This window comes from Actinoplanes sp. NPDC051513 (genome assembly GCF_044454685.1).
In the GTDB taxonomy this organism is placed as follows: Bacteria; Actinomycetota; Actinomycetes; order Mycobacteriales; family Micromonosporaceae; genus Actinoplanes.
The window spans coordinates 389446-401939 of record NZ_JBITDW010000003.1; the positions used below are offsets into that span (position 1 = coordinate 389446).

The 12494-nt window shown below is 70.9% G+C and carries 11 protein-coding genes; 3 read left to right on the forward strand and 8 right to left on the reverse strand.

Annotated features, from left to right (window positions below):
• Window position 1: 1 nt before the first annotated feature.
• The 3 genes from ACIA5D_RS11825 to lexA all read right to left on the reverse strand — a co-directional run bounded on the left by ACIA5D_RS11825 (window position 2) and on the right by lexA (window position 2436).
• The gene (locus ACIA5D_RS11825) at window positions 2-1492 is read right to left on the reverse strand and encodes a PstS family phosphate ABC transporter substrate-binding protein (RefSeq protein ID WP_396029845.1); all 1491 of its coding nucleotides are present in this window, start codon (window positions 1490-1492) and stop codon (window positions 2-4) included.
• 117 nt (window positions 1493-1609) lie between these two features.
• On the reverse strand, window positions 1610-1753 hold the full coding sequence (locus ACIA5D_RS11830) for a hypothetical protein (RefSeq protein ID WP_396029846.1): 144 nt from the start codon (window positions 1751-1753) through the stop codon (window positions 1610-1612).
• Between the two features lie 59 nt (window positions 1754-1812).
• On the reverse strand, window positions 1813-2436 hold the full coding sequence (gene lexA / locus ACIA5D_RS11835; RefSeq protein ID WP_396029847.1) for a transcriptional repressor LexA: 624 nt from the start codon (window positions 2434-2436) through the stop codon (window positions 1813-1815).
• A 91-nt stretch (window positions 2437-2527) separates the two neighbouring features.
• Between lexA and ACIA5D_RS11840 the strand changes: the two genes are divergently transcribed.
• Window positions 2528-3721 (forward strand): M20 family metallopeptidase, encoded by a 1194-nt coding sequence (locus ACIA5D_RS11840; RefSeq protein WP_396029848.1) that lies wholly within the window; start codon window positions 2528-2530, stop codon window positions 3719-3721.
• Here the strand turns inward: ACIA5D_RS11840 and ACIA5D_RS11845 are convergent.
• Together ACIA5D_RS11845 and ACIA5D_RS11850 are read right to left on the reverse strand one after the other, a co-directional pair.
• Window positions 3712-4827: a mannose-1-phosphate guanylyltransferase gene (locus ACIA5D_RS11845; protein WP_396029849.1), complete on the reverse strand. Its 1116-nt coding sequence runs from the start codon at window positions 4825-4827 to the stop codon at window positions 3712-3714. The genes ACIA5D_RS11840 and ACIA5D_RS11845 overlap by 10 nt on opposite strands.
• A 19-nt stretch (window positions 4828-4846) precedes the next feature.
• On the reverse strand, window positions 4847-5995 hold the full coding sequence (locus ACIA5D_RS11850) for a glycosyltransferase family 4 protein (protein WP_396029850.1): 1149 nt from the start codon (window positions 5993-5995) through the stop codon (window positions 4847-4849).
• A gap of 160 nt (window positions 5996-6155) precedes the next feature.
• Between ACIA5D_RS11850 and ACIA5D_RS11855 the strand changes: the two genes are divergently transcribed.
• Complete coding sequence (locus ACIA5D_RS11855) at window positions 6156-6884, forward strand: TIGR03089 family protein (protein WP_396029851.1); 729 nt, start codon at window positions 6156-6158, stop codon at window positions 6882-6884.
• Here ACIA5D_RS11855 and ACIA5D_RS11860 read toward each other — a convergent pair.
• Window positions 6862-8799 (reverse strand): acetoacetate--CoA ligase, encoded by a 1938-nt coding sequence (locus ACIA5D_RS11860; protein WP_396029852.1) that lies wholly within the window; start codon window positions 8797-8799, stop codon window positions 6862-6864. The genes ACIA5D_RS11855 and ACIA5D_RS11860 overlap by 23 nt on opposite strands.
• Window positions 8800-9116: 317 nt before the next feature.
• On the opposite strand from ACIA5D_RS11860, the gene ACIA5D_RS11865 reads away from it, so the two are divergent.
• The gene (locus tag ACIA5D_RS11865) at window positions 9117-11342 is read left to right on the forward strand and encodes a hypothetical protein (RefSeq protein ID WP_396029853.1); all 2226 of its coding nucleotides are present in this window, start codon (window positions 9117-9119) and stop codon (window positions 11340-11342) included.
• A 117-nt stretch (window positions 11343-11459) separates the two neighbouring features.
• On the opposite strand, the gene ACIA5D_RS11870 is transcribed toward ACIA5D_RS11865, so the two are convergent.
• Both ACIA5D_RS11870 and ACIA5D_RS11875 read right to left on the reverse strand, forming a co-directional pair.
• Window positions 11460-12020 carry an NUDIX hydrolase gene (locus ACIA5D_RS11870; protein ID WP_396029854.1) on the reverse strand — a complete coding sequence of 187 codons (561 nt, stop codon included), beginning with the start codon at window positions 12018-12020 and terminating at the stop codon, window positions 11460-11462.
• A complete protein-coding gene (locus tag ACIA5D_RS11875; protein ID WP_396029855.1) occupies window positions 12017-12160 on the reverse strand; it encodes a hypothetical protein in 144 nt (47 codons plus the stop codon). Before ACIA5D_RS11875 ends, ACIA5D_RS11870 begins: the two co-directional genes overlap by 4 nt.
• Window positions 12161-12494 lie beyond the last annotated feature (334 nt).

A 12494-nucleotide genomic window follows, 5' to 3' on the forward strand; every position in this document is an offset into this window, starting at 1 on the left:
CTCAGGTGGGCCGGCACAGCTGCGGATTGGCGAGCTCGGCGCAGGGTCGATCCCCGTATGAGCGGATGATGTCGGCCCCCACCTGGTTCGTCAGGTAGCGGAGGAAGCTCGCGGCGAGCGAGTTCGCCGCGGGCTCGCCGGCCGTATAGCCGAACTCCGTCTCCCAGAACGGATACGCGCCGTGGTCGGCCTCGTCGACCGTGGCCGGATGGCCGTCGATGCGGATCGCCGTGAGCCCCGCCCGGCCGGTCGCGGCGCCCAGTTCGCTGTAGCCCATCGCGCCCGGCGTCGACTCGACGGTGCGCAGCACCGCGTCGGTGGAGTCGCGGGCGCAGCGCACCACGCCGGGTGGGGAGCCGGGGTCGCGGTTGCGGCAGTCGTCCGAGTTGGTGCCGGGCTCGCGGACGCCGCCGAGGACGCGGCGCTGGAAGGCGTTGCGGGTGCCGGAGCCGGGGTTGCGGCTGATCAGGCGGATCGCCAGGTCGTTGCCGCCGACCGCACGCCAGTTGGTGATCTTGCCCTGGTAGATCCGCTCGATCTGGTCGCCGGTCAGGTCGGCGACCCCGGAGTCCTTGTTGACGACCAGGGTGAACAGGAAGAACGCGATCGGGCGGGGCAGCAGGCCGGGCATGTCGTCGGGCTTCTCGCCGTCCGAGAAGGTGAGCTGGCCGTCCGCCTTGCCGTCGCGGCCGGCCTGGTCGAGGAACTGCAGGCCCTCGCCGCTGCCGCGCATGTCGAAGCCGAACGTCGCGTCGGGGCAGAGGTCCTGATAGGACTTCGCGGCCTCGCGGGCGATCGGGGCGAACGCCGTCGAGCCGGTCACGTTGAGGTGGCCGCTCGCGCAGTCCAGCGGGGCGCCGTTGTTGCTCTGGGTGAAGACGACCAGCTGCGCCACGACGATCGCGACGAGGAAGACGATCAAGGCGATGACGCGTTTGGGCGTACCCGTGCGGCTTCTTGTCTCTTGAATTTTACCGCCGGTGACGCCGCCCTTGATGGTGCAGGCGACCTTCGGCGGCGGGTACTGATCCATCTTGCCGTTCATGGTGTCGAGCGCGGCGAGCACCTTGTAGTGGGCGCCGCGGTTCATCGGCACCTTGGGCAGCAGGATCCGGCTGCCCTTCACGGCCAGACCGCCGCCGTCCTCGAAGCTCGAGCGCATGCCGTCGTCGCTGAGCTCGGTCACCACCATGCCGACGACCTTGCGGTCGGGGAAGGTGATCGTGACGCCGGCCTTCTTGTCGTGCAGGACCGCGTAGTCGTCCTCGTCGATGTGGGTCTGGCCGTTGTTCTCGATCCGCAGCAGCACCAGCGTGGGGTCGACGAGCGGCTCGCGCAGCTGGTCGAAGACGCCGGGGTCATCGGTCTCGACCACGTTGGTGGCCGTGGTGTCCATCTGGACCCGATAGCCGAGGCGCTTACGCCCCTTGACAACGAATTCGTAGAACGCCGCGATCCCGGGCACGACCACACCCAGGGTCGCGAGCGCCACGCTCCACCAGAAATCGATGATCGCCTCCCGCTACGCGACATCATTGTCGATTCACCGCGGCGGTCGGCGGCCCGGTCACGCCGAGGATTCAGGCAACGTTCACGAGTCGGCCGCTCATCACGATCGGCCGATAGAGGAGCCCTTGGACAGCGCCATGGCGACCGCGATCACGCAGGAGACGCCCGCGAACGCGAGCGGCGTGCGCAGCGTGAGCAGCGCGGCGTAGGCGCCGGCCAGCACGACCAGCGCGAGGATCTGCATACGCCGCGGGCCGTACCGGTCGGCGAGGTAGCCGAGCGGTCGATTTGTGGCCGGCTGCGTCAGACGCGGCGCAGCACGGACACCACCTTGCCGAGAATGACGGCGTTGTTGCCGGGGATCACCGAGTAGGCCGGGTTGCGGGGGAGCAGGTCGACGTTGCGCCCGTCGGTGCGCAGCACCTTGACGGTGGCCTCTTCGTCGATCATGGCGGCCACGATGTCGCCGTTCTCGGCGGTCTGCTGCTGGCGGACCACGACCACGTCGCCGTCGCAGATGGCAGCCTCGATCATCGAGTCGCCCTTGACGCGGAGGGCGAAGAGCGTGCCGCGGCCGACGAAGCTCTGCGGCAGGGTCAGTTCGTCTTCGACGTGCTGGTCGGCGAGGATCGGCGTGCCGGCCGCGATCTGGCCGAGGAGCGGGACGCGGACGTCGTCGGTTCGTCCCGGCGGGTCTGATCTGCCGGCCGACAGCGCGACGGCCCGCGAGCCGCGCGCGTCGCGGCGGAGGTGGCCGTGTTCTTCGAGGACCTTGAGCTGGTGAGCGACCGAGGACGGCGAGGCGAGGCCCACGGCGGCCCCGATCTCGCGCATGGTGGGCGGGTAGCCGTGCCGGTCGACCCAGTCGCGCATCATGGTGAGGATCTGTCGCTGGCGTGTGGTGAGCTCCGGCGCAGGGGAAGCCATGCCGTGACGATACTACATTTCTCGATCATTTGTGCTAATCGCCGGCGAACGTCCTCCTCGCGGGCGACGAAGCAGGCGACACAATGTCGCCATGTTCTCGCTCGATGACGGCCAGCGCCTGGCCGACCGCCTGATCGACCTCCGCCACGCGCTGCACCGCGAGCCCGAGCTGGGGCTGGAAACGCCTCTCACCCAGGCCAAGGTGCTGGCCGCCCTCGACGGCCTGCCCCTGGAGATCGTCACCGGCAAGGCGCTCACCTCGGTGACCGCGGTGCTACGCGGCGGCCGTCCCGGGCCGGCGGTGCTGTTGCGCGGCGACATGGACGCTCTGCCGGTGCAGGAGGAGACCGATCTTCCGTACGCGTCGCGGCAGCCCGGACGCATGCACGCCTGCGGCCACGACATCCACACCGCGGCGCTGGCCGGCGCTGCCCACCTGCTGGCCGAGCGGCGTAACGAGCTGGCCGGCGATGTCGTGTTCATGTTCCAGCCGGGGGAGGAGGGGCCGGGCGGCGCGCGCGTGATGGTCGGCGAGGGGGTGCTGGATGCCGCCGGCGATCGGGTCGTCGCCGCGTACGCGTTGCATGTTGCCTCGGCCGGAATCCCGCGAGGCGTTGTCGCCACACGAGCCGGCGCCATCCTCTCGGCCTGTGACGCGGCGACCGTGACCGTCACCGGGAAGGGCGGACACGGTTCCATGCCGCACATGGCCGCCGACCCGATCGTGGCGATGTGCGAGATGGTCACCACGCTGCAGACCATGGTCACCCGTTCGATCGACGCCTTCGACCCCGCGGTGATCTCGGTGGGCTCGATCCACGCGGGCTCGGCCGGCAACGTCATCCCGGGCTCGGGGCATTTCGCGGCGACGATCCGTTCCTTCTCGGCCGCCACCCATCGGGCGATTCGCGAGGGCTTCGAGCGGGTGGTGCGCGGGATCGCGGCCGCGCACGGCGTGCAGGCCGACCTCGACTACCGCGAGCAGTACCCGGTCACCGTCAACGACGCCGCCGAGGTCGCGTTCGCGCTGCGTGCCGCCGCCGGGCTGGTCGGGGCGCAGCTGGCGATCGACATGCCGCGCCCGCTCGCGGCCTCCGACGACTTCGCGTTCGTGCTGGAGAAGGTGCCGGGGGCCTATCTGAACGTCGGTGCGACGCCGCCAGGCCTGGACTCCGGCACGGCGGCCATCAACCACTCACCGCGGGCCGTCTTCGACGACAGCAGCGTGCCGTTCGGCGCGGTGCTGCTCGCCGAGCTGGCCGCCCGGCGGCTGTCTCAGATGTAGCCGAGCTCGCCCGCGTCCCTGAGCTGGTCGACCAGCTGCTTGACCTCCTGCGCCCGGTCGCGGGGGCAGACCAGCACCGCGTCGGGGGTGTCCACGATGACCAGATCGCGGACGCCCATCGCGGCCACCAGCCGGCCGCTCGTCGGCACCACCACGAGGCCCTCGGTCTCGCGGAGCAGCACGCCCGGCTTGTTCTCGTCGGTGTGGCCGACCACGACGTTGCCGGCCTGGTCGGAGGCGAGCACCTCGCCCAGCGTGTGGAAGTCGCCCACGTCGTTCCAGCCGAAGTCGCCGGGGACGGTGCCGACCCGGCCGACAGTGGCCGCGCCCTCCATCACCGCGTAGTCGACCGAGATGCGCGGGAGCGTCGGCCAGACCTCGCCGAGCACCTCCTCGCGGGCCGGGGAGTCCCAGGCCTGGGCGATCCGCGAGATACCGGCCGCGAGCTGCGGCTGCTGGCGGGAGAGCTCGGCCAGGAAGACGTCGGCCCGCCAGACGAACATGCCGGCGTTCCACAGGTAGTTGCCGGACTTCACGTAGCTCTCGGCCACGTCGTACGACGGCTTCTCCTTGAATTCCTCGACCGCCAGCACCGGGCCGTCGCCGATCGCGCCGCCGCATTCGAGGTAGCCGTAGCCGGTCTCGGGGCGGGTCGGGGTGATGCCCAGCGTCATGAGCAGGCCCTGCCGGGCGCCGTCCATCGCCTGCTTGATGACCTCGGTGAACTGCGCCCTGTCGGCGATCAGGTGGTCGGAGGCGAACGAGCCCATGATCGCCTCGGGGTCGCGGCGCGCGATCACGGCGGCGGCCAGCGCGATCGCGGCGCAGGAGTCCCGTGGGGACGGCTCGACCAGGACGTTCTCTTCCGGGACGTCGGCGAGCTGGCGGGACACTGCCGCGGCGTGCGCGACCCCGGTCACCACGAAGATGCGATCGGAGCTGGTCAGCTGGTCGAGGCGGTCCACCGTGGCCTGCAGCAGGGACGCGTCCGTGCCGGTCAGCGGGTGAAGGAACTTCGGGTGGCCGGCCCGCGAGAGGGGCCAGAGACGCGTTCCGGTGCCACCGGCCAGCACCACGCCATACAGCGCACCCCGTTGCTCAATCATGCGCACAGAGTGTAGTGGCTCACGAAGTCGCGACTCGTTTCCAGGTTGTGACATGCACTTCCGCGCTCGAAGCCCAGGTGAATTCCTTCGCCCGGTCGAATCCGGCCTTGGCCAGGGTGATCCGGCGCTGCTCGTCGTGCAGCAGATCGGCCAGGTCGGAGGCGATCCGGTCGGGATCTTCCGTCGTGTAGGCAACCGCGTCGCCGCCCACCTCGGGCAGCGACAGGCGCGGCGTGGTCAGCACCGGGGTCGCGCAGGCCATCGCCTCGAGGATCGGCAGGCCGAAGCCCTCGCCGAACGACGGGTAGCACGCCACCAGCGCGCCGCCGAGAAAGCCGGGCAGGTCGGTGTACCGCAAGTAGCCCGGGCGCAGCAGGCGCAGGTGAGAGGGGACCTCGGCGACCGCGCGGTCGATCTCGTCGTCGTGGCCCTGGCCGCCGGCGAGCACCAGCGCCGGCGCGTGCGGCCAGTCGGCCACGGCGCGGGCCCAGCCACGAATCAGGTTCGGAACGTTCTTGCGCGGCTCCTTGGCGCCCAGGAACGCGACGTAGCCCGCGTCGCCGAGGCCGAGGCGGGCGCGGACACGCGCCTTCTCTTCGTCGGTGGGAGCGTGGAAGGCGGCCTGGTCGACGCCGTGATAGGCCACGTCGATGCGGGTCGGGTCGGCGTCGAGCAGCCGGATGAGCTCGTCGCGGGTCGCCTTGCTCGGCACGATCACCCGCGCGGCCCGGCGCAGCGACGTCTTGATCGCGCTGCGGAAGAAGGTGCGCTTGGTGTTGTCGTAGTGCTCGGGCTCGGTGAAGAAGGTGGCGTCGTGCACGGTCACCGTCACCGGGCAGCTGGCTCGCAGCGGGCACGTGTAGAACGGCGAGTGCAGCACCTTGGCGCCGACCTGCTGGGCGAGCAGCGGCAGACCGGTCTGCTCCCAGGCAAGGCGGGCGGGACGGTGCGCGACGGCAGCGGGGCCGGCGATCACTTCGGCGTCGCCGAGCATGCGGCTGTAACGCTCCGCATCCGAACGCTGTGCCACGACGGCCAGATCGACCCGGTCGGGATCGAGCCTGCCGAGGGCGCCGAGAAGGCCGTCGACGTATCTGCCGACGCCTCCCCGATCAGCGGGGACGCTGGTGGCGTCGACGAGCACTCGCGGGGGGCGACCGGCGGTCACGAGGCAACTCCCAAAGAGGTTGTAATTCAGACCACTGGCAAGCCTACGCCCGGAATGCATCGGGCATGTGACCGCGACACCGCCGGATTCGAAGCGTTTCCCGGAACTCATCGCTCGCTCAGGCGCGGTTACGCAGGGTGACGCGATTATCGTGGGGGCGGTGCATAACACGATCCCGCAGGCGTTGGCGTCATCGGTTCGGCAATACCCGACCACTCCGCTGCTGACCTGGTACGACGACGCCACCGGCGACCGCACCGAGCTGTCCGGGGCGACCTTGGAGAACTGGGTCTCGAAGACCGCGAACCTCATGATCGACGGCCTCGGGCTGGGCGCCGGCGACACGGTCGCGGTGCTGCTTCCGCCGCATTGGCAGACTGCGGCGATCGCGCTCGGCGTCTCGGCGGCGGGTCTCGCGGTCTGCCTCCCCGGCCGCCCCGGGCCGGTGGATGCCCTGTTCGCGACCCCTTCGCAAAGTGCAGAGTCGGCGCAGTGGGCGGCCGCCGACCGGTTCGCGACGGGGCTGCTCCCGCTCGCCATGCCGCTGCGCGAGGTCCCCCCGGGTTTTGTCGACTATGTGACAGAAGTGCGCAACTACGGCGACCACTTCCGTGGCGCGCCCGTCGCGCCCGACGACCGCGCTGTGGCCGGCCCGGTCGAGCTGAGCCACCTCGCGGTGATGCGCACGGCCACCGAGCGGGCCGCCGAGCTCGGCATCGCCGCCGGCGACCGCGTGCTGATCGACACCCGCGCCTACCCCGACCCGGCCGACTGGCTCTTCGCGCCGCTCGCGGTGGGGGCGTCGGTGGTGCTCTGCGCCAACCTGGACAAGGCCAAGCTCGACGCCCGCGCCACCGCCGAAAAGGTCACGGTCGTGCTGACCGCCTAGCCGCGAGCTCTTCGAAGGCCACGAGCGAATCGGGGTTGGCCAGCGCGCCCTTGGCGGCGGCCGACTCGACGGGCGTGCCGGTGAGGATGCGCTTCACCGGGACCTCGAGCTTCTTGGCCGACAGGGTGCGGGGCACCGCGCGTACCTGATGGATCTCGTCCGGAATGTGGCGCGGCGACAGGGCGGTGCGCAACTCGCGGCGGATCGTGCCGATCAGTTCGTCGCTCAGCTCGACGCCGTCGGACAGCACCACGAACAGCAGCAGCTCGCCGTTCGGGTTGTCGTCCTGCTCGAGGTGCACCACGACCGAGTCGACGATGTCGGGCAGAGCCTCGACCACCGAGTAGAACTCGGCCGTGCCCAGGCGGACGCCGCCGCGGTTCAGGGTCGCGTCGGAGCGGCCGGTGATCACACAGCTGCCGTCGGGGCCGATCGTGATCCAGTCGCCGTGCCGCCAGACGCCGGGGAAGACGTCGAAGTAGGCCTCGCGGTAGCGCTTGCCGTCGGGGTCGTTCCAGAAGCCGACCGGCATGCTCGGCATCGGCGCGGTGATCACCAGTTCGCCGAGCTGGTCGATGACCGGGTTGCCGGCCGGGTCGTACGCCTCGACCCGGGCGCCCAGGCAGCGGCAGGCGATCACGCCCTCGCGCACCGGGTGCAGAGGGCTGGCGCCGACGAAGCCGGTGCACACGTCCGTACCCCCGGAAAGCGACTGCAATTGCAGTTGCGTGCCCACTGTCTCGTAGACCCAGTCGAAGCCTTCGGGCGGCAGGGGCGCGCCGGTCGACCCGATCGCCTTGAGGGTCGGCTTGTCCGGGCGCAGCCCCGCTTTGCGGCAGGCCATGAGGAAAGGCGCGCTCGTGCCGAAGTACGAAATGCCGGCTTCATCGATCAGATCCCACAAAGCCGACAAATCCGGAAAGCCCGGGTTGCCGTCGAACATGACGATCGAGGCCCCTACGGCCGGGCCGCTGACCAGGAAGTTCCACATCATCCAGCCGGTCGTGGTGAACCAGAAGAATTTGTCCTTCGGGCCTAGGTCGTGGTGCAGCGCCAGGATTTTGAGGTGCTCGAGGAGGATGCCGCCGTGGCCGTGCACGATCGGCTTCGGCAGGCCGGTCGTGCCCGAGCTGTAGAGCACGTAGAGCGGGTGGTCGAACGGCACCGGCTCGAAGGCGAGCGGCTCATCCCCGTACAGATCAGAGAAATCGTCTTTTGCCGGGTCGAGGTAGCCGATCGCGATGACGTGCTCGATCGAGGGAATGGCCGACGTGATCGCCTCGACCTCCGCCGCGCGCGAGACCGCCTTGTCGCCGTATCGGTAGCCGTCGACCGCGACCAGCACCTTGGGCTCGATCTGGCTCCACCGGTCGATCACGCTGCGGCTGCCGAACTCCGGCGCGCACGACGAGAAGATCGCCCCGAGGCTGGTGGTGGCGAGCATCAGCACGTAGGTCTCGGGAATGTTCGGGGCATAGGCGGCAACCCGGTCACCCTTGCCGATCCCGCGGGCCTTCAGCCCGGCACGCACGCGCCGCACCTGGTCGCGCAACTGCCGCGCGCTCAGCCTGATCGGCTCGCGACTTTGCGAGTACGCGATGACGACCGTGTCCTCGTCGTCCCGGCCGGGCATACGCAGGACGTGCTCGGCATAGTTGAGCGTCGCGCCCGGAAACCATTTCGCCCCCGGCATGCCGGCGTCGGCGAGCACGGCCGTCGGCGGGTCGTGGCTGATGACCTCGAAGTAGTCCCAGATCGACTGCCAGAAGCCGGACAGGTCGGTGACGGACCACTCCCACAGGCGCTCGTAGCTCGCGAAGTCGTGACCGCGCCCCCGCAGCCAGCGCAGGTAGTCGCCGATGCGGGTGGTCTCGCGAACATCGGCCGGCGGTTCCCACAGCACTGTGCCCGTCATGCACACACCTTAACTATCATTCAGCCCGCGCCTTCTGGATCGCGGCGCGGCGAACAGAGCCTCCTGGAACTCGCGCTGCTCGTCCATGTCTTCCGGCACCACAGGCGGGATGGCGCGCGGTTGCCCGGCCACATCGACGGCCGCCAGGACTACTCGATGGACCTTGGCTGATCGGCCGTCAACTGTGCCCACCCGGCCGAGCCGATATGCCGCTTGAGCTGGTGCAGTCGGTCATGACGGCTACGTTACGGCCCGTACCGGGGAACTTGCCCGGCACAAGTAGCGTCCTGGAACAGGAGCCACCCGGGGAGTAAACGTTGCGCCACATCAGGTCGATCCTGTATTCGCTCGTCCTGGCGCCGGCCGCCTGGGTGCTGGCCGGCGTGGGGCTCACCGGCGACCTGACCGCCCGCGGCCGCGACGGTTTCGCCGTGGAGAGCCTCACTGGTCTGCTGTTGTTGCTGCTGGCCGGCGCCGCCTACGGCATCCTCGTGCTCGGCCCGATCTCGCCGGCCGGCCCGCTGCTCGCCGGCGTGGTCTATCTCGCGATCGCCGGCTGGGCGCTGATGTCTCCGTCGGCTTACGCCGCCGTCTGGCCACCGTCGCTCGCGAAGGACGGGTTCGATCTCTCACGCCCCGGTTACGGCGTGGCTGCGTTGCTTGCGGTCCCTTTGATCTGTACGGCGTTGAGCGCCCGCCGCTGGGAGAAGTACGAGCCGCCCGTCCTGCCTCTGATCGGCCAGATAGGCCGCGCCCGCGGCGCGGCCTCCGCCCAGGGCACCCCGCTGGCCGCGATCCAGACCACGGTGATCGGCACACCACGCAACTTCGCGGTCCTCGACGCCGACCCCACCACCGTGCTCCGCCTCCCGAACGCTTCCGCGGACCCCACGACGTTGCTTCCGGCCGCTCCCGCCAACGCGACGGCCGTCCGCCCACCGGCCGACTCGACGACGATCGTGGTGTCGCCCGGCGAAGGCGAGACGACGGCCGACCTGCCCAACCCCGCTATGACAGCTGCCGGCGCTGCGAGGCCCACTCTCGACGAGGCGCTCACGATCGCGTGGCCTACTGCGGCGGCGCTTTCGGCCGGCGTCTCGTCAACGGACGAGGAAACCGTCGTGACCGGGCCTGCCGACGATGGGACGCCCGCCGACGACCAGGCGCCCGCTGACGACCAGGCGCCCGCTGACGACCAGGCGCCCGCTGACGACCAGGCGCCCGCTGACGACCAGGCGCCCGCTGACGACCAGGCGGCCGCCGACGACCAGGCGGCCACCGAGGCCGAGGCGACCACTGACGACGAGACGGTCGCGGTGATCGAGGCGGACGCGGTGATCGAGGCGGACGCAGATGAGGAACCGGGCGTCGAGGTGGATGCCGACGAACCGACGGTCGCCCCGGCTGCCGAGGTCGACGAGGAGCCCACGGTCGCCGTGGAGGCACCCGCGGACGAGGAACCGGCCGCCGACGTGGACGGCGACGAACCGACGGTCGCCCCGGCTGCCGAGGTCGACGAGGAGCCCACGGTCGCCGTGGAGGCGCCCGCGAACGAGGAGCCGACCGCCCCGGTAGAAGACAACGAGCTACCCGCCCCGCCGACCGAGGATGACGACGAGGTCATGGAGCCGGTCGCGGTGGCTGAGGATGAGGTCACGGACGCGGTGGCGGAGACCGGCGACGAGGCAACGGCCGAGGATGAGGCCGCGGAGGCGGTTGCCGAAGCCGATGCGGCGACCGTCGCCGACGGCGAGTCCGATGCCGGGGACGACACGACCGTCGTGGCGTTCGTGGCCGGCGGGGGCAGGTCCGAGGTCATCCCGCTGCCGGTGGGCGATCCCGCCGAGCGCACCCAGGTCGTGCGGCTGCCCGTGGGGGACCAGGCCGAGCGGACCCAGGTGGTTCGTCTTCCGGTGGGCGACGCCGCCGAGCGGACCCAGGTCGTGCGCCTCCCGGTGGGAGACTCAGCCGACGTGCTGAAGCTGCCCGTCGGGGGCGAGTCCCGGACGCAGGTGGTGCCGTTCCCGTCGGCGGATCCGGAGGAGAAGACCCAGGTCATCAAGCTCCCGAGGCCGCCGGGCGACACCACCCAGGTGTTGCAGTTCCCCGTGCGTTCCCCGGGGGCCGAGCCCGGTCAGCGCACCCGCGACCTGTCCAACCGGGCCACCAGGGACGTGGGCGGCGACGAGACCCAGGTGATCCGCCTGGTCGACAAGACGGTCGATGAGGAGAAGACCCAGGTGATCCGGCCGGCCCTGGTGTCGCGCCCGGGCGAGACGACGGATGTGCTCAAGTTTCGCCCGCCGGCCCCGCGCCACGACGCCCCGATCCCCAGCTCGATCGCCAACGCCGAGGCGCCGAACTTCGCCGAGGATCCCACCAGCCCCATCATCTTCCCCTCCGACCACGATGAGGAGGCGACCGAGCCCGGCAAGCGTTCGATGACCGTCATGAATATGGAACGCCCTCAGGACGAACTCGCCGACGAGCCGACCCGCGCCCTGGAAATCCCCACCCAACGCCGCCCGAACGACAACGACTGAGACCCCCGGCCGGGCATCCCACCCAGTGCCGCTCCCGCGACAACGACAGGGCGCCTCCTGGGCGGGCGCCTCACGACATGATGAGTTGCAGCGCACCCCCAGCCGGACCCGCGCTGGTCAGCCCAGGCGAGACAGGGCCGGCGGGATCTGCCGGACCGTGGCGGATGCCAGCGGTGACGGAAGCGCGTCGGGCCGGAACCAGCCCAGCGCCGAGGACTCCTCGCTGATCTGTTCGGTGGCGCCGGCCGGGGCCTGGACCAGGAAGCGCACGTCGTAGTGCGTCGAAGCGCTCGCGGGCGTGCCGTCGCCGGCGCCGCAGCGGACGTCGTGGACATCCACATCGATCGGGTTCGGGTCGAGGGTCAGGCCCTCGATGCCCGACTCCTCGGTCGCCTCGCGCAGGGCCGCCTCGGCCAGCGTGAGGTCGCCGGGCTCGCAGTGGCCGCCCAGCTGCATCCATTTGCCCAGGCGGCCGTGCAGGCAGAGCAGGACGCGGCCGTCGGCGTCCACGACCAGGGCGCTGGCCGTGAGGTGCCCGGCCCGATGCGCGCGGGTCACCGCCACCGGCCCGTCGGCCAGCAACTCGAGGGCGCGCTTGCGGGCGAGGTCGCCTTCCTCGGTGGTGGCCTGCCACTCGGACAGCACCCACACCGCGTCCGCGTGCAGCGCCTCGCTCATCGGTCGCCCTCTTCCGCGGTGGCCCGCGATTCGGGCAGCACTCCCACCGTGTCGACGTGCGGCGCCTCGCTCATCCGTCGCCCTTCGGTGGTGGCCTGCCATTCGGGCAGCACCCGCACCGCGCCCAACGTCTCGCTCATCGGTCGCCGTCGGGGGTGAGCGCGGAGAGGTCGAGCCGGATGCCGTCCTCGTGGGGGAGCGCGACCGTCGCTATCGCCTCGGCGGCCAGTGCGGCCCGCACCCGGTGGGCGTCGGCGCCCAACCGCATCAGGCCGGGCGGTGTCGTGTCGCGGGTCGTCAGGTGGAGCGCGGCGGTCGCGCCGTTGTGCGGCAGCACCTCGGCCGGGGTCACGACCGTGCCGCGAGCCAGCACGCCGGCGACCGCGGTCAGCGCACGTTGCACCGCCTCGCCGTCGACCGGGAAGCCGGGCAGCGCGGTCTCGCCGCCCTCGGACAGCAGCGCGGCATCGAGCA

Excerpts from the sequence above, each read along its gene's own strand:
- ACIA5D_RS11840 (WP_396029848.1), top strand. The coding sequence starts at position 2,528 with ATGTTCTCGCTCGATGACGGCCAGCGCCTGGCCGACCGCCTGATCGAC.
- ACIA5D_RS11845 (WP_396029849.1), bottom strand. The coding sequence starts at position 4,827 with ATGATTGAGCAACGGGGTGCGCTGTATGGCGTGGTGCTGGCCGGTGGC.
- lexA (WP_396029847.1), bottom strand. The coding sequence starts at position 2,436 with ATGGCTTCCCCTGCGCCGGAGCTCACCACACGCCAGCGACAGATCCTC.
- ACIA5D_RS11830 (WP_396029846.1), bottom strand. The coding sequence starts at position 1,753 with ATGCAGATCCTCGCGCTGGTCGTGCTGGCCGGCGCCTACGCCGCGCTG.
- ACIA5D_RS11870 (WP_396029854.1), bottom strand. The coding sequence starts at position 12,020 with ATGAGCGAGGCGCTGCACGCGGACGCGGTGTGGGTGCTGTCCGAGTGG.
- ACIA5D_RS11860 (WP_396029852.1), bottom strand. The coding sequence starts at position 8,799 with ATGACGGGCACAGTGCTGTGGGAACCGCCGGCCGATGTTCGCGAGACC.
- ACIA5D_RS11875 (WP_396029855.1), bottom strand. The coding sequence starts at position 12,160 with ATGAGCGAGACGTTGGGCGCGGTGCGGGTGCTGCCCGAATGGCAGGCC.